9 protein-coding genes are annotated in these 19,321 nt (G+C 33.9%); all 9 read right to left on the bottom strand.

Annotated elements, in window-relative coordinates:
* Positions 1–124: 124 nt before the first annotated feature.
* The 9 genes from CHB80_RS09570 to CHB80_RS09530 all read right to left on the bottom strand — a co-directional run bounded on the left by CHB80_RS09570 (position 125) and on the right by CHB80_RS09530 (position 19,252).
* Positions 125–2,521, bottom strand: a complete 2,397-nt coding sequence (locus tag CHB80_RS09570) for an ABC transporter permease (RefSeq protein ID WP_089371218.1) — start codon at positions 2,519–2,521, stop codon at positions 125–127.
* 76 nt (positions 2,522–2,597) lie between these two features.
* Positions 2,598–4,997 (bottom strand): ABC transporter permease, encoded by a 2,400-nt coding sequence (locus tag CHB80_RS09565; protein ID WP_089371217.1) that lies wholly within the window; start codon positions 4,995–4,997, stop codon positions 2,598–2,600.
* Positions 4,998–5,026: 29 nt separating this feature from the next.
* Positions 5,027–7,432: an ABC transporter permease gene (locus CHB80_RS09560; protein ID WP_308489153.1), complete on the bottom strand. Its 2,406-nt coding sequence runs from the start codon at positions 7,430–7,432 to the stop codon at positions 5,027–5,029.
* 66 nt (positions 7,433–7,498) lie between these two features.
* Positions 7,499–9,877: an ABC transporter permease gene (locus tag CHB80_RS09555; protein ID WP_089371215.1), complete on the bottom strand. Its 2,379-nt coding sequence runs from the start codon at positions 9,875–9,877 to the stop codon at positions 7,499–7,501.
* Between the two features lie 2 nt (positions 9,878–9,879).
* Positions 9,880–12,294, bottom strand: a complete 2,415-nt coding sequence (locus CHB80_RS09550) for an ABC transporter permease (RefSeq protein WP_089371214.1) — start codon at positions 12,292–12,294, stop codon at positions 9,880–9,882.
* 23 nt (positions 12,295–12,317) lie between these two features.
* Positions 12,318–14,717, bottom strand: coding sequence for an ABC transporter permease (locus CHB80_RS09545; RefSeq protein ID WP_089371213.1), 2,400 nt, complete (start codon positions 14,715–14,717; stop codon positions 12,318–12,320).
* A 44-nt stretch (positions 14,718–14,761) separates the two neighbouring features.
* A complete protein-coding gene (locus CHB80_RS09540) occupies positions 14,762–17,197 on the bottom strand; it encodes an ABC transporter permease (protein WP_089371212.1) in 2,436 nt (811 codons plus the stop codon).
* A 68-nt stretch (positions 17,198–17,265) separates the two neighbouring features.
* Positions 17,266–17,943 (bottom strand): ABC transporter ATP-binding protein, encoded by a 678-nt coding sequence (locus tag CHB80_RS09535; protein WP_089371211.1) that lies wholly within the window; start codon positions 17,941–17,943, stop codon positions 17,266–17,268.
* Positions 17,944–18,001: 58 nt separating this feature from the next.
* On the bottom strand, positions 18,002–19,252 hold the full coding sequence (locus CHB80_RS09530) for an efflux RND transporter periplasmic adaptor subunit (RefSeq protein WP_089371339.1): 1,251 nt from the start codon (positions 19,250–19,252) through the stop codon (positions 18,002–18,004).
* Positions 19,253–19,321: the final 69 nt, after the last annotated feature.

The following is a 19,321-nucleotide window of genomic DNA, read 5'->3' as shown; positions in this document are numbered from 1 at the left end:
AACATGTAAATATCTGTAATTTAAATATTTACAAATACCCACAACTATAAAAGTGTTCGATTTTGATACACTTCTTGTTCAAAATCGAACACTTAAAAAAGGTTCTCTTTGTAAAAAAATAAATTTATTCTGATCGCAACGAGTTAACAGGATTTGCAATAGCCGCTTTAATCGCTTGAAAACTAACCGTAGTTAAGGCAATACTAATAGCTATTAATCCTGCAATTACAAATGACCACCATGGCATATCAACTCTAAAAGCAAAGTAATTAAGCCAACTATCTGCAAAATACCATGCCAATGGAACCGCTATAATAATGGCTAATACTACTAACTTTATAAAGTCGGTAGATAATAAGACGACTATTTCGGAAATAGAAGCACCCAGAACTTTGCGGATACCTATTTCTTTTACACGTTGCTCTGAAGCAAAAGTAATTAACCCCAGAAGCCCTAAACTAGCTATTACTAATGCTAGTACCATGAAGATGTAAAAGATAGATGATAAACGCTCTTCGGCTTTATAGAGTGTATCAAATGCATCGTCCATAAATTGATACGTAAAAGGTGTTGTTTCATCAAGAGATGAATAGATGTTTTCAATTTTATCCAGTAAACCAGATAACGCTACTTCATCATGAAACTTTACATATAGACACGTACTAAAAGTACCCATCATATTCTTATTTGCAGAGGCCTCAGAACTCACAAAAAAGGCCAGAGGTTTAATAGGCACTTCTAAAGATGTATAATTGAAATCTTTGACCACACCAGCGATTTCAAAAAATTGACTACCAAAACTCATTTGCTCACCTCTTGGATCTTGTTTTAATCCTAATTCGTCAATTGTTTTTTGATTGATAATTACTTTTTTATTTTCTGAAAATGCAGTCCTTTCTTCCGGTTCTAAATACCAAGAAACTCCTAATGTTTCTATGAAGTGTTCATCTACATTAAATGTGGATACACTATAATTTTCATCACTGTTTTCTTTTGATGCAAAATAAATATTGTAGCCACCATACATCTTGTTCATAGCCACTGTTGTTTGTGCGACTTCAGAAAGATTTTCAACCTTATTCCTTAATGTATTAGCATTAGTTGCAATACTAGTTTCAATGGGAATCATCATGACATTAGACCGTTGTAAACCAGTATCCTTCGTACGCATATATTCTAATTGTGTACTCATGACAATACCACAAACAATAAGTAATACTGCAATGGTAAATTGAAATGTTGTAAATACTTTTCTAACAGATACACTTCCTGTATTTTTTGCTAATTTATTTTTGAAATTCTTTACAGGGTTTAATGACGATAATACAATGGCTGGATACACACCAGAAACAAAAACAGCAAAAATAAACAGACCTATTAGTGCAGTTATAAATGATCTGTCATAGAAAAAGGCATTACCAATTTCTATATTTAATAATTCTAAAAAGCGATCTTTAAAAATACTACTGATAGCGATTCCTAGTAAGAAAGAAATAGAAACAAAAATCCCTGATTCTATATAAAATTGTATCGCAAGACTTCTTCTATTAGCTCCGCTTATTTTTCGCACGCCTACCTCTTTTGCCCTTGTACCTGCTCTAGCTGTAGTAAGGCTTATGTAATTTGTAAGTGCTAAAATTAAAATGAGCAAAGCCACTATTGGAAATACCTTTAAATAATCAAAACGACCTGTATTTGCAGTTTGGGCGTGGGTATCTGTAAATAAATCCAATGCATATGTAGTGGTAGATTCTTCATTACTAAGTTTATCAAGTTGTACAGCAGTATTGGCTACAGCAGTTACTTTCGTAAGATCATTCAGCTTGACATATGTTGCAAAACTTCCTCCTTGAAATCGTTCTGATGCTAATAAAGGTTGTGTCTCCTTCATGGATGATAGGCTAGACATAGAGACTATCATATCAGATTGTATAGAAGAATTCGTTGGAAAATCTTTCATAACACCCGTTATCGTAAAACTATAAGTACTATCCTGTTGTATGATAAGTTGTTTTCCTATAGGGTCCGCTTTCGCAAAATACTTCTCAGCAGCTTTATTTGTTAGAACTACAGAAAATGGAGTTTTCAAAACATCAGTAGGATTTCCTCTTATTAAATCAAAAGAGAAAAAGGAAAATAAATTGGCATCAGCTGCGGCAAGGTTATTTTCAGAAAACACTTCACTACTTGAGGCACTTGTTTTTATGCTTACCGATTGATTATGCTCATAATATCGAAATGCATCCTCTACACTCGGATCATTTTCTTTTAATTGCGAAGCGACAATGGAGCTAAGCCTTGTCATTCTGATATCGTCATCACCAATTTTAAATTTACCAACAACAGTAAAAATGCGCTTCGAATCCTTATGAAAACTGTCATAACTCTTTTCGTGAGAAACATACATAGTAATCAAAATGCAGGCGGCTAAACCTAAGGAAAGTCCCACCAAATTGATAAAACTAGTAAGCTTATTTCTCCAAAAATTTCTAAATGCTATTTTGATATAGTTTTTAATCATGATTCTTAGTTTTATGTGTACGCTTTCGCGAAAGCGTACACTTATTTTCACTTTATATGAAGTACCCTCATCTCATTTATTCTGATCGTAATGAGTTAACAGGATTGGCTATGGCTGCTTTAATTGCTTGAAAACTTACAGTTATCATTGTAATTAGCATAGCGCCGAATCCAGCAATCAAGAATACCTGTATTGAAATGTCTGTGCGATAAGAGAACTTTTCAATCCAATCGCTCATAAAATAGTAGGTGAGTGGTACTGCTAGTAATAATGCTATGCCAACAAGGATGATAAAATCTTTTGAAAGCAGCATCCAAAGGTTTGTAACTGTTGCCCCCAATACTTTGCGCACCCCTATTTCTTTAGTGCGCTGTTCTGCAACAAAAGATGTGAGTCCAAATAGACCTAAACAGCTTATGAGAATAGCGAGTAAAGTAAATACACTAGAAAGGCTTGCAATGCGTTCTTCGGCAATGAAGTTTTGTGCATATTCCTCATCTACAAAGTCGTAGTTGAAAGGAAGGTTTGGAAAATTTGCTTTATATATTTTTTCGATAGTAGCTAGACTTTCACTAGTTGTTTTATCAGGATCAAGTCTCAAATAATAGAATCCGCCATAGCCACTTCCAAACATATACATTTGTGGTGATACAGGTTCGTAAGCCGATTCATTTATCACATCTTCTACCACACCTACAATTTGCATAGGCACACTATTAGGTCCTGGCTCTGTCTCTCGGATGTATTTCCCAACAGGGTTTTGAATTCCCATATAGGCTACCGCAGTTTTATTGAGAATAACAGCACTAGAATCTGTAGTAAACTCTCTAGAAAAAGAACGCCCCTCAATTATTTTCATTTCGAGCGCATCAATATAATCATAAGAGATTCCCATTTGTGCAAGGCTCTCATCAAAATCTAGAGGTTTTCCATCCCATTCATACCCAGATGAATAATTCCATATACGTGTAGAGGGACTGCTTCCCCAAGCCATTTGAGTAACGACGCCTGAGTTTATAAACTGATTACGCATTACTTCATACTTATTTTGAAATTCTTGGCTGGATGTGGGTATTTGAACAAGCTGTGAACTTTCAAAACCTATAGGCCTATCCTTGCTATAATCGATTTGGTTTTTGACAACGAGTGTCCCTATAATCAATGCAATAGAAACCGTAAATTGAGTTACAACAAGCACTTTTCGCGGAAGCAAAGCATTTCTCCCCATTTTGAAAGTTCCTTTAAGCACTTTAATGGGTTTAAATGATGATAAATATAAGGCAGGATAACTTCCAGAGATTAATGCCGTGAGTATAATAAAGAGTATTGAAACTCCCCAGAATAAGGGATTAAGCCAAGGAAAAACAACTTCTTTTCCTGCTAAGGTGTTAAATGAGTTGATGGAAAGTAAAGTCAATCCAATAGCAATGATATATGCTAATAATACCACTAGAAATGACTCACTCAAAAACTGATGAATGAGCTGTCTACGTGTTGAACCTATGGATTTTCTAATACCTACTTCGAGTGCTCGTTTTTCAGATCGTGCAGTACTTAAATTCATAAAATTTATACTTGCAAGGATGAGCACAAAAAGGCCAATAAGACCAAATAACCAAACATTATCAATACGACCTCCAACTTGAGCACCATTTTCAAATTGAGAATACAAATACCAGTCGGTCATTGGAAATACAAATAATCTTGGGTCAAATTTATCTCCTCGTGGGTCATTATCCTTTTTTACATTTTCAATACGAGTATTTACAGCAGTGAGATCTACATTTTCGGATAGTTCTACAAAGAGGTCAAAAGAATTATAGTCCCAATTTGTATCTTGATTTTCTAACCAACTCCATCTAGTATTCATCCAATGTTTGAAAGGCATTAAAAACTGGAGATTAGAAAAACTATTATTACTAGGGATATCTTTATATACTCCTGTTACTTCCATGGCATGTTCATTATTTGACATAACCGATTTACCTATTGGGTTTTCGTTGCCAAAAATTGTTTTTGCTGTAGATTCAGAAAGTAAAATGGAGTTTATTTTTTCTAATCCATTGCGGGTTCCTTGTATCATTTCCAGATTTAAAAGGTCTGGAGCATCTGCTTGCATAAAACGGCCCCTAGTAGAAATCACTTCATTGTCTACAGAAAGAAAGCGTCCATTATTACGTGAAGACATTACAATATGTGTAAATGCATCTCCAAATTGATCTCGCAATTGAAATTCTAATGCAAGGGGAATAGTTTCATTAGAGTGTACCTCTCCATTAACTGTTTGATGTTGCATTATACGAGCAATGCGATCCTTGTTTTCAAAATGATTGTTGTAATCAAATTCATCAGCTATCCACAGACCAATAATCATCGTTACAGCAATTCCTAACGCTAGGCCAACAATATTGATAAATGAGTATATCTTGTTTTTTTTAAGACTTCTATACGCTATTTTTAGATTGTTCTTAAGCATTGCTATTTATTTTTAAATGGGTGTGAGACTTATTCTGATCGTAATGAATTTACAGGATTTGCATTTGCAGCTTGTAATGTTTTTGCGCTTATGATCAATAAAGCAAAGATGATCATTGCTAAACCACTTATTAGAAATACCCAAAAGCTAATAGAGGTCTTATATGCAAAATCCTGAAGCCAATTATGAATACCATACCAGGCTAGAGGTGAGGCTACAACAAAAGCAATAGTGACTAAAATGAGGAACTCTTTACATAAAAGTGTATTAATTTGAAATAGTGATGCTCCTAATACTTTGCGTACTCCAATTTCTTTAACACGTCTATTTGTAGTATAAATCACTAAACCTAAAAGCCCTAGGCAACTTATTAAAATTGATAATCCTGTTGCCCAATTTAAGAGCTTAGAGATCTTTTGCTCTCTCTTGTAAAAATTTTCTATGGTTTCATCTAAAAACTGCATTCTAAATGCTTCCCCTGGGAAAATAGCTTTATACTCATTTTCGATTTTAGTAATCGTATTTTCTAAATTATCTGAAGATTCATTTTTTAAAGCAATGTGAGCTTGTGAAAAGTAGGTCCAATTCCCTCTGTAAAAATCACCTAAAAAACTCATAGGTTTAATTTCCGTTTTTAATGAACGTTGATGAAAATCTTCCATGACTCCTACTATTGGGAGTGCTTCATCTTCATATGTAAGGGTTTGCCCTACTGCTTCTTCTGGCGTATTAAATCCATAAAATTTACGAGCAGTATCATTAATAACCAGTTCTTTGATCGTATCATTAAGCCTCGTTCTACCAGCTAATAAATCAATCTCAAAGAGCTCTAAATAATTAGTGTCGCCATGTAGCAGTTGTATATCACCGTATATCTCTTTACCATTGTCTATTCTTGTCATGGTAGTAGTATTTGAGCTAAAAGAAGCTGGTGTGTAGTTACCCAGACTTATCTTATTTATTTCAGGAATAGATTGTAGTTTTTCTGCAAATAATTCCATTTTATCAAGTCCACTTTCTCCAATGGGTCTGAAAGTAGAGATGACAGCATCACTTTTAAAGCCCATGTCTTTACTCAACAAGTAATTTATTTGTTTACCAACTAAAAGTGTAGCAATAATAAAGACCTGTGCAATTGTAAACTGGAATACTGTTAGGAACTTTCTAAGCTTTACTTTCTTTTCTCCAACTGCTAGGTGGTTTTTTAATACAGATACGGTATTAAATTTTGAAAGAACCATTGCGGGGTAGAATCCTGATAAGAATGTTACGATCACTAAAAGAACGATGACACTCATAGCAACAATTGGGGCTTTAAATAATTCAAAGCTTAAGTCTTTTGGGACAAAATCAGAGAAGACATTAATTAACCACCTTGATAGTAATAGTGATAGGAGAGCGGCTATTATAACCAATAGAAATGTTTCTCCCATAAACTGACTAATCAATTGTTTTCTAGAACTTCCTAGGGTCTTACGAATGCCTATCTCCTTAGCACGTTGTGTCGCTTGTGCTGTATTTAGGTTAATAAAATTAATACAACCTAATAATAGTAGGAAGAGCGCTACAAGTGCTAAGTTTTTTAATAAGGATTTACTTGCTTGTCCACTAGACCAATCATAGATTCCATAGTTTTCATTAAAATGAATATCGTTTAATGTCTGTAATTGAAAAATTCGTTCTTGATTATATTTTATATCTTCTTCATCAGCATGTTCTGTAGCAATACTTTTAAAGCGTTCTTTAATGGAGGCGATATCAGCATTTGGCGTTAGTTTTACAAACAGTTGAGAACTAGAATTGGTATTATTCCAATTCTTTCTGATAATGTTCTCTCGCATCCTTGTTTGAAGTAAAGTAGGGTGTGATATGAACTCTTGAAAAACAATATCTGTTCTATTTTCAAAGTTTTCTACGATTCCTTTTACGGTAGTATTAATAGAATCGTTATAAACAAGAGTCTTACCAATAATATCAGAGATTTCTGTATTTGGAAAATATTTTTCAGCACGTTCTTTAGTTAATATAACTTCATTGGGATTGTTTAATGTATTGGTATGATCTCCTGCTATAAACGTATAATCGAAAATTTTAAAATAATCTTGGTCTGCAAAAATGGCAAACTTTGGTAATTTAAATTCAAGGTTGTTTGCTCTGTTCTCTACTTTCATAGGGCGTTCTATGTAGAACTCGCTTATCACTTCAAAGTTTGAGTTGCCTTTTATAGCATCTTTCAAAGCAAGGGTAACCCCTGGATTATAGAATTGACCTTCTGGAGCTTTAAAATCTGTGACTACTCTATATATACGATCACCATCTTTATGAAAATTATCAAATGTAGCATCGTAAAAAATCATTAAACCAATGACAAATGATGCACTTAGACCAATGGTAAGTCCTATCACATTGATAAGAGAAAACACCTTGTTTTTCATGATGTTTCTCCACGCTATTTTGAAATAATTCTTGATCATGATGATTTGATTTTGATTGATTGATATTTATTCTGTTTTAATAGCATGTATAGGATTTGCTGTAGCAGCTCTATAACATTGGAGTCCTACTGTTATCATGGCGACAAGCATAGTGATACAACCTGCTAAACCAAAAAACCACCATTTTAATTCAATAGCATATCCAAAATTATCTAACCACTTGCTACACAACCAATATCCAATTGGAAATGCAATTAATGCAGCAAAACCAACCATTTTTGCAAATTCACTTGATAGCATTTTTACAATTCCCAATACGCTAGATCCTAGTATTTTTCGAATTCCGATTTCCTTAGCTCTTCGTTCTGCTGTAAATGTTGCTAGTCCAAAAAGTCCTAAACTAGAAATGATAATAGCTAGTATTGCAAAGAAGTCTGAAAGATTTGCTACTTTAATTTCTGCAGCATATAATTTGTTATAATTGCTATCCATAAAGGAATAGTCAAAAGGATACCCAGGATTAAATTTTGTATAAATAGACTCCATTTTTGAAAGCGTTTCTCGCTCTGTACCTGGTGCGATTTTAACCAGAATATTGTTCCCATAGGATCTAAATCTTATAACGAGTGGTTCTATTTTTTTATGCAATGAACCATATTGGAAGTCTTCAACGATACCAATGATTTCTTGTTGAGCCTCTCCTTTTTTTAACATCTGACCAATAGGGTTTTCTAGGCTCATTAATTTTAATGCAGATTCATTGAGTATAATTTTGTTGTAGTTATCATTAAACTCTTTTGAGAATGAACGACCCGCAATAATGTTCATTCCTAGCGTTTCAATAGCACCATAACCCATTCTAGGCGCTTGGAAAGATCTATAGTCTTCAGAATCTTTACCAGGCCAAATCCATCCACCATTGTTATCTGTCCCTTCTAAGAATTCTCCATTTGTAAACCCTACACTTTGAACCGTAGTGATGTTTTTTAATTCATTAAGTAGTGTTTCAGGATTTTCAATATTACTTCCTATTTCAAATTGAATTACATTTTCTTTATTGTACCCCAGGTTTTTAGTTTGCATATATTTTACTTGCTTATTCACTACTAAAATGCTGATAATAAATACAATTGAAATGGTGAATTGAAAGACAACAAGTCCTTTTCTTAGGAAGAATTCCCAAACCGTTTTTGGCGTTTCTCCTTTTAAAGTGGTCACAGGCTTAAAGGAAGAAAGTCTAAAAGCTGGGTAACTTCCAGCTAAAAAACCTGTAACGATGATAATGAGTGTAATTATGAATAGTTGATTACTTCCGAAATTTAAGAGGATATTTTTATCGGTAATTGCATTAAATTTTGGAAGAAATAAAAATACCAAAAGTAAGGCTACTCCTGTTGATAAAATTACTAGAATGAGTGCTTCACTCATATATTGATATACTAATGATCTGCGACTGGCTCCAAGTGTTTTTTTAACCCCTACCTCTTTCATTTTTCTACTAGCTTGTGCAGTAGTAAGATTAATAAAGTTGATACAGGCTATTAGTAATGTGATAAGAGCTATACTGATGAATAATCTAACATAAACAATACGACCACCTACTTGAACACCATTTTCATAAGGTAGATTGAGATATCTATCGGAAAATTTTTGAACAAAAGATGTAAATTTGAATTTACCATCTCTTTTGGTATTTAGATAGTTCGCAATTTTTTGATTGAAATTAGAAATATTAGTGTCTTCTTTTAACACTAAATAAGATTTTGCATAATGGCCGCTCCAATCTCCAGCCCATCTATCTGAATCGATTAATAATTCAGAATGGACAACGTAATCAAACTTCATTGTAGAATGAGCAGGTGGTGTTTTAAAAACTCCAGAAACAACTAATGTTTCTTCTCCATTTCCGTCTGTCCATTTATAATTCCAATTTAATGTTTTGCCAATGGCGTTTTCTTTGGTTTTAAATAATCTTTTTGCTAACTCTTCTGAGATTACTAGATTATACTTGTTCTGTAGTACTTGATTTTGATCACCGACTAATACATCAAAAGAAAATACTTCAAAAAAGTTAGGCAAGGCAAATAATCCTTTAGCTGTTTGATTATTATCTCCGTGAGTAAAAACACCTTCTGGAGTTGCAAAATCAGCATTGATTGCTGTAGCTGCTTCTACTTCGGGAAATTCTTTAGTTATGTCATCTGCTAATAGAAAAGGACTACCTACAAAGGTCTTTGTTTCATCATTGAGGGTCATATTGGACAATACTTGATATAACTGTTTTTCCTTTTCATGAAATTTATCTACCCTCATTTCATCATGTACCCATAGAGAGATAAACAGTACGCAGGCTATTCCAGCTGAGAGCCCAATGATATTAATTACAAAACTACTTTTGTATTTTTTGAAATTTCTAAATGCTATTTTAAGATTGTACTTGAACATAATTATTCAGTTCTTAATGATTTTACAGGATTCTGTAATGCCGCATGCATTGTTTTATAACCAATGGTAAGCATGGCTATAATAATAGCTATGAGACCGGCTATAATGAATACGCCAAGATTAAGGGTAATTTTATACGAGTAATCTTCTAGCCATTTGGAACTCATCCACCATGCTATGGGTGTCGCAATTACAAAGGCTAAGACTACAAGTTTTAAGAAGTCTGATAGTAGTAATTTTACAAGACCTGGTACACTAGCACCTACTATTTTTCGAACCCCAATTTCTTTTGTTCTTTGATTGACAACAATCATAGAAATGGCGAATAGTCCTATGCAGCTTAAGAGAATCGCTACGATAGATCCGCTTGTAATAATTTTGGTAAGGACTTTTTCTCTTCTTAAAGTTCTATCTATATTTTCATCTAAAAAGGAACCTAAGAATGTGGCTTCGGGTTCTATTTTGTTCCATGCTTTTTCTATTTTATCATACGCACCTACAGCTTTATCTGGGTTTATTTTCGCGAAAGCGTAATAATAACCTACATTAGGATCTAAGTAGAAGGTAAGGGGTTCCACTTCTTTTTTTAGTCCTTGGAAATTGTAATCTTTTACAACACCAATTACCTTGTATCTAATGCTATCGTCAAATGAAACAACAACGTCTAATGGGTTTTCTTTGCCATATTCTTTAGCCATTGTTTCATTGATGACCATGGCAAGACTATCTGTGGCAAATTGTCTGTCAAAGCTTCTACCAGCAACTAATTCTAGGTTTAAGGTTTCTATATAGTCATAGTCTACAGTGAGGTTATGTGTTTTTATACTTCTTCCTTCATAATCAAACCCAGAGATACTCATATATCCACTACCGTCTCTTCCAGAACCTAGATTATTATCTGCAGCAGTAATGCTTAGAATTTCTGGTTCGCTTTGTAATTCGTTGCGTAATCTGCTTAATGCGGTATAACTATCTAAACTACCATTTAACGGAATGGAGATGACATTGCTTTTATCAAATCCTAGGTCTTTATGTCGTAAGAAATCAATTTGTTTATTTAATACGAGTGTGCCACTAATGAGTAAAATGGCAATACTGAACTGTATGACGATTAATGTATTTCTGAGGCGGTTGCTGTCTCTCGCTTCCATTTTTCCTTTTAATGCTTTAAGAGTGCCTAATTTACTAAGGAGTAGGGCAGGATAACCTCCAGCAATAAGCGTTATAAGGATAATTGCAATAACAAATAAGCTTAGGATTTCTGGACTTAGTAAGGTTCCAAATGTTCCGCTAGTTCTGAATAGTGTTTGAAAATCATTGAGAAGTGCATAGCCTAATAACAATCCAAGAATGATGGAAATTGAAAAAACAAAAAGACTTTCTACCCAAAGCTGAATGAATAGTTGGGATTTTGTTGCACCTAGTGTTTTTCGCATTCCGATTTCGCGTAAGCGTTGTCCTCCTTTAGCTACATTCATGTTTATAAAGTTGACACTGGCAATAAATAGGATGAGTATTGCAATACATAAAATCAGATAGGGCATAATTCGAGAAGTTTTTGCAATTCCTCCTTTAAACTTTGTAAATACCGAATCTACATATGGAAATAAGCGTAATTGATAATATTGTCCATTTGCATCTTTTTGAACACCGTCTCGGATAGCGTTTTCTATATTTTCTCGATAGTATTGTGCTACAAATGCTCTTGTGCGTTCTTCAAATTGTTGTGTCGTTACTCCTTCGTCTAGTTGTAGGTATACACTATGGAATCTGCTACTCCAATCGTCTAATGTTTGCTTGTAATATGCGTTATTTTCATAAGCAACTAACAGATCAAAGCCCATTGAGCTTTCTTTTGGAATATCTTTTAGAATGGCGCTTATAATAAATGGTTCTTTGGCATCTTGCCCTTGTAGTAAAATTGTTTTTCCTATAACATCTTCATTTCCAAATAAGAGTTTTGCTGTTTCTTGCGTTAAAGCGACCGATGATTTTTGTGAAAGAGGTGATGTGTTTTCTCCTTTTATTACTGGGAAAGAAAACATCTCAAAAAAGTCTGGATCTATATAACTGACATCAAGTTGCAGTTCTTTATCTTCATAGGAAACCACTACATTTTCTTCTAAATGACGTGTGATTTTCTTTATTCCCGGAACTTCATCTTTTAGTGTAGGTGCAAATGGTGTAGATCTAGATGATACTTCTTCGGGGCCTTTAGAAGTTTGCTCGGTAGCATATACCTTATAAAGATTGTCTTTGTTTGTATGAAATTGATCTTCAGCTAAATTGTTTAGAGAAGCTATGGATAGTAAAGTAGCAACACAAAAGGCGACACTAAGTCCTAAAATATTTAGGAATGTAAACACTTTATTTTTCCAAAGGTTACGGAGTGCTATTTTGAAATAATTATAAATCATGATTGTTTTTTGATTGTGAGTGTTTATTCTGTTCTTAGAGACTTTACAGGGTTTGATGTGGCTGCTTTAATTGCTTGAAAGCTTACTGTAATAAGGGTGATAATTAAAGCCCCAAAACAAGCAATAGCAATTACATCCCACGTGACTGAGGTTCGATAACTGAACTTTTGCAGCCATTGTCCCATAATGTAATAGGCAACTGGAGATGCTATTAAAAGTGCAACAACTACGAGCTTTATAAAATCTTTGGATAATAACATCCATAATTGACTAATAGAAGCTCCTAAAACTTTACGGACACCAATTTCTTTGGTACGTTGTTCTGCAACAAAAGATGCTAAACCAAAAAGTCCCAAACAACTTATAAAAATAGCCAGGAGAGTAAATACTCTTGCCAAACTAGCAATGCGCTCTTCTGCTCTAAACTTCTTGCCAAATTCTTCATCTACAAATTGATAATCAAAAGGTGTATTAGGAAAATTCTTTTTGAAAACACTTTCTATCAATGCTAAGTTTTCGCTTGTACTTTTAGCTGGATTTAATCGTAGGTCATAAAAAGCAATATTCCCATACTTTTCAAAGACATACATTGATTGTTTTACAGGGCTATAAGGGGACTGAACAATCATATCATCTATAACTCCTATAATCTTTAATGGTGTAAATGGATCATCTACATCTGAATCTCTGATATATTTTCCAATGGGGTCTTTAATTCCCATATATTTCACCGCTGTACTATTAAGAATTACAGCATTAGAGTCTGTTGGGAAGTCCCTAGAAAATCCTCTACCTTCAACGAGTTTTAAACCTAAGGTTTTTACAAAATCATAATTTACAGAGGTATGTGCTAAATCTTCTTGAAACCCTACAGGTTTACCTTCCCAAGTATAACCACTTCTATTAGACCAGACTTGAGTAGCAGGACCACTCATGGTCGTCATACTTATGGCTCCACCTGATGCAACAAATTGAGTACGCATGGTTTCATGCTTACCAATAAACTCAGAACTCATAACAGGAATCTGAATAAGCCCATCCCTATTATAGCCTACAGGTCTGTCTTTACTAAATTGAATTTGGTTAATAACCACTAATGTTCCAATAATAAGTGCGATAGATACTGTAAACTGAGTCACTACTAAAACTTTACGTGGTAATGAAGAATAACGCCCAGCTTTAAAAGTCCCTTTTAATACTGATACTGGATTGAAAGATGATAAATACAATGCTGGATAGCTTCCTGATAAAACAGAAGTTATTAAAATGAATAGGAGTGAAGCTAGCCAGAACATGCCATTACTCCATGGAAAGATAATTGCTTTACTAGCAAGATTATTAAACCCGTTAAGACTTATTAATACAATCCCAATGGCAACTACAAAAGCTAAAAGGACTATAGAGAATGACTCAGTTAGAAACTGAAAAATAAGTTGACCACGATGTGAGCCTATAGATTTACGTATCCCTACTTCTGTAGCTCGCTTTTCAGAACGTGCTGTACTTAAATTTACAAAATTGATACAAGCTAGTAATAAGATAAAAATACCAATCACTCCAAATAACCATACATTTTCTATACGTCCGCCAGATTGTACTCCGTTTTCAAAATCACTTCGTAAGTGCCAATCATCCATTGGGAATAAAAAAATCTGAGGATTAAATTCTGCTTCCTCAGGAGAAGCATTCTTTTTAACATCAATGATCTTTGATGTTACTGCTTCCATAGTAGTATTGTCATTAATCTGAGCAAACATCTGAAAAGAGTTATTTCCCCATGATGTTTTAGCATTTTCAATCCATTCTTGAGAACTGATATAATGTTTCCAAGGGATTAAATAGTCTACATCACTAAACGAGTTGTTTTCAGGGATATCGTTGTAAACTCCTGTCACTACTAGGTCGTGCTGGTTATTTACTTTAATGATTTTGCCTATAGCTGTTTCAGACCCAAATAATGATGCTGAAGTAGACTTAGAAATCATAATAGAATTCTTTTCTTTTAAACCATCTCTAACCCCTTCAACTACTTCTAAATTCAACATTTCTGTAGCTCCTTCTTGTATAGCATGACCTAAACGATTAATGTTGGTTTCGCCATGCTTAAGATATCTCGGTTGCTCCCAAGATGCCATAATAATATGTTTAAAATTATCGGCATGATCTTCACGAAGAGCAAACTCTAAAGGTCTTGGGATAGCAGGACCTGTATCTACTATATTATTAGCAGATTCATGCTGAAATACTTGTGCTATGGTCGCTTTATCTTTAAAATAATTGTTGTAATTAAGTTCGTCAAAAATCCAAAGCCCTATTAACATAGTAGCTGCCATACCAATAGCCAAACCAGATATATTAATTAGAGAATATACCTTGTTTTTAAGAAGGTTCCTAAACGCTATTTTGAAATAATTTTTAATCATGATTGAAAAGAATTACTGTTCGTTTTTGATTGTTTGCTGATGATTTATTCTGACCTTAATACCTTTGCCGGGCTGATTAAAGCTGACTTCATGGCATGATAGCTAATAGTTGCTAGTGCAATAATTAAAACCATAATCCCTGCAAATAGGAATACAGTCCATGACATTTCTATTCTGTATTCATAATCTTGTAACCATGTATTCATTAAATAATAAGCGATAGGAATAGCGATAACTAGTGCTACTAAGATTAAGCTTAAAAACTTTCCTGTTAATAGTTTAAAAATGGTTTGTATAGAAGCGCCTAAAACTTTTCTAACACTCATTTCTTTATTGCGTTGCTCTACCATATAAGCAGATAGTGCCAGTAAGCCTAGACAAGCCACTAATATCGCTAGAATGGCAAAGGCAGTAAATATGACTTTTATTCTACTTACATTATCGTACATTTTTGCAAATGAAGCATCCATAAACTCGTAACGAAAAGCCATATTAGGAACAAATTCTGTCCATTTGTTTTCCATAGATGCTAAGACTGCAGAAACATCATTCGTATTAATTTTAACGGAAGTAATTGAAGGGCTTATACCACTAAAAAAACAAAGAGGTCTCACGGTAGTTTTCATGGTATCAAAATTGAAATCTTCTACCACTCCAATAATTTCCCAAAGCTGTCCATATCTTGATACTCGTTTTCCTACTGGATCTTCTAACCTTAGCGCTTTTACCATCGCTTGGTTCATAATAACGGCTTGTTCATCTGAAGTTCTGCCCTTAATGAAATTACGTCCATTCACTAGGGTCATACCCATAGTTTCAATATAATCTTCATCAATAACCCAAGCTTGTCCAGGAATCGTTTCATCTAGACCATCTCTTCCTTCATTTACAAAACTATTTCCGTTTCGTTTTGTTCCATTAATGGGTAAATAATCACTAATAGTGACATTGTTTACTCCAGGTAGTTTTTTAAGTTCTTCTTTAAATGTTTCTACCTGTTCATTTAATGCATTGGTACTATAGATTTGAACGACCTGATCTTTTTCAAAACCAATTTTTGAAGTTAAAATATGATTCATTTGCTGGTTAACAATGAGCGTTCCAACAATTAAAATAATGGATACTGTAAATTGAAATACCACCAAGCTACTTCTTAATCCGCCAGATTTACTTTTTGAACTAAGCTTTCCCTTAAGCACATTTATAGGGTTAAAACTTGAGAGGTAAAAAGACGGGTACAAACCTGCAAGAATACCTACAATAATAGATACACCTATGGCAGTAGGTATAAAGCCAATATTAGACCATGGTATAACAAGATCTATTCCAGACGTTGTTCTAAACAACGGCATTAATAGGGCTGATAAGAGTATACCTAAAATAAAAGCAATTAACGAGATTAATATAGATTCTACCAGAAACTGACTTATAAGTTGTGTTCGTGAAGAACCAACTACTTTCCTTAATCCTACCTCTTTTGCACGATTAGCAGATTTTGCAGTAGAGAGATTTACAAAATTAATACTAGCTATAATGAGAATAAACAATGCTACAATACCAAAAATCCAAATAATCTTTATATCGTTTCGAGAATTTGATTCATAATCTACATGTGTAGAGTAGAGGTTAATAGCGGTTAATGGTTGTAAGTTTGTGATCTCTTTCTCTTCTGCATTTTCCCATCCAGCAAATCCTGCTAATTTATATGATGGTTTTATGTACTTTTCCATCAATATAGTATTCATCTTAGCTTCAAATGCAGGAATATCTACTCCCGGTTTCAGCGTCACGTAGGTAAAATAATTGTTTTGAAACCATCGTGTTTGCTCTCCTTCTCCGAACTCTACATCTTTTAATGTTATAAAGAAGTCAAAATCTAAATGAGAATTACTCTTAAAATCTTCCATGACTCCAGTTATTTTAAATGGTCTTTCATTGTTACCATTTAAATACATACTGCGTCCAATAGGATTCTGGTTTCTAAAGTATTTTTCTGCTATAGTTTCAGAAATAACTATCGTATTGGGTTTTGAAAGTGCTGTTCTGCGTTGTCCATACACCATTTGAACATCCATAATATCAATGATAGCTTGATCTGCATAGGTGAAATTCTCTTCATAGTATTGAGTGTCTTCTCCATCAAAACGAATCTCATTACTTCCAGCTCCCCAAAACAAACCATTAGACATTAGTCTTCCTGCGTTTTCTACCTCTTCAAAATCTGTTATGAGTGTAGGTGCGGTATTTGCTGAAAAATGTATGCCAGTGTCAACACGGTCTCCATCTACATAATCACGATTTAATCTGTATATGTTTTCAGAATTAGCAACGTGTTTATCATAACTACTTTCGTGAAAAATATAAATTGAAATTAAAATGCAGGCAGCTACACCTATGCTCAAGCCAAAAATGTTTATAAATGAGAAGCCCTTGTTTTTAAGAAGGTTTCTAACCGCTATTTTGAAATAATTTTTAAGCATGATTGAAAAGAATTACTGTTCGTTTTTTGATTGTTTGCTAGATGCAAGTATTGATTGATGATTGATGATTACACCAAGATATTCTCGGTCACTTTTTGACCATCTAACATTCTGATGATTCTGTGACTATATTTAGCATCATGTTCACTATGTGTCACCATAATGATAGTAGTACCCGCTTCATTGAGATCTATAAGTAAATCCATTACTTCATTACCATTTGTACTATCTAAATTTCCTGTTGGCTCGTCGGCCAAAATTAATTTTGGGTTATTTACAACCGCCCGTGCTACAGCGACACGTTGTTGTTGCCCTCCAGATAATTGCTGCGGAAAATGATTACGACGATGCATAATTTGCATTTTTTCTAATACCTCTTCTACACGTTTTTTACGCTCGGCAGGTTTTACGCCAGTGTATATAAGAGGTAACTCAACGTTTTCAAAAACAGTCAATTCATCTATTAAGTTAAAGCTCTGAAATACAAAACCTACATTGTGCTTTCTTAATTCAGAACGTTTGCGCTCATTATAATTAGAAACTTCCTCGCCATTAAATTGAAAACTCCCTCCGTCTGGGTCGTCTAGAAGTCCTATGATATTTAACAATGTAGATTTACCACAACCTGAAGGCCCCATGATGGCTACAAATTCTCCATTCTTAACTTCAAATGATAATTTGTTTAAGGCAATAGTCTGTACCTCTTCCGTTTTATAAAATTTTTCTAAGTCAGTAATTTGTATCATTGTATTAAGTTTTATTAGCTATTCTTGTTTTTATATTCAGTATTATTTTTTTTTCAGATCACTTCAAAATCAGTTCATCGATATCACCATAAGAGTCATAGCTTGATGTGATTACTTTATCTCCAGGATTTAATCCTTCTATCACTTCGTAATATGCTGTATTTTGACTTCCTAATCGTATATTTACTTTGTAGGCACTATCTCCATTCTCACTTACTTTAAAGACCCAATTACCTCCTGTTTTTTGAAAGAAGCCACCTTTAGGGATCAATACCGCTTGTTTTTCAGCGCTTAGGGCTACTCTAATCTGTAGATTTTGTCCTCTTCGTATGCCTTCTGGCACTTCACCTTCAAAGGTCATATCTACTTGGAAACGGCCATTGGTAACCTGAGTAAAGACTTTCTTTATCGTTAAGGTGTATAACTTTTCATTGAGAGTGAAAGTTCCTGTTTGTCCAGTATATATTCTTGATATATAATGTTCATCAATATCTACTCTTACCTTATATCCAGTGGTAACATCTACTTGACCTAGGCGAGTTCCTTTATTTATAGACTGTCCAATTTCTGCATCTAAAGATGTTAATTGCCCATCTATCGGAGCACGCACTACTAAATCTCCTACCTTTTTGCGCATTAACTCTAAAGCGCTTTGTGTTCTAGCATAGGAATCTCTCGCTTGGTTTATTTCAAGTTTTGAAGAGATAGAATCTTCAGATAGCACTTGCTTTGCGAGTTTCATACGCTCAGTCTGGTAGTCATAATTATTTTTTGATGATTCATAATCTTGTCGACCAATTGCTCCCTTATCGTATAAACGCTTATTTAGATTGTATACACGCTCTGCTTCAATAAGATTATTCTCTACATCAGTAAATTGATTCTGTCTATTAATTGTATTTTGACGTGCTGCATTTTGAGAGATTTGCATTTGCGTTAATAGATTATAAACAGAGGTCTCTTGATTAATAAGACTCAACTCCAAATCTGTATTTGATAATCTTAAAATAGGTTCTCCCTTTTTTAGTATTGCGCCGTCTTCAACAAATTTTTCTTCTACACGTCCGCCTTCTAGTGCATCTAAATAGATGGTCGTAATGGGTAATACGATCCCATTTACAGGAATATTTTCTTGAAATACATCCTTTTTTATCGTACTAATAGAAATCCGTTCTTTTTCTACATTGAGTTTAGAACCTCCAGATGTTTGAAAAATAACATAAGCTATCAATGCAAGGATTGCTACAATACCACCTATAGTTAGCAATTTTTGTTTTGAGAATTTTTTCTTTTCAATTGGTACGTCCATTTTTGTTTTTTTGGTTATACCTCTAACTAGTGAATATGATGCCAAAACACTAAGCATTTGATAATCATT

The organism is Dokdonia pacifica (assembly GCF_900188275.1).
GTDB classification, from domain to species: domain Bacteria; phylum Bacteroidota; class Bacteroidia; order Flavobacteriales; family Flavobacteriaceae; genus Dokdonia; species Dokdonia pacifica.
This window is presented reverse-complemented; position numbering and strand designations above follow the sequence as displayed.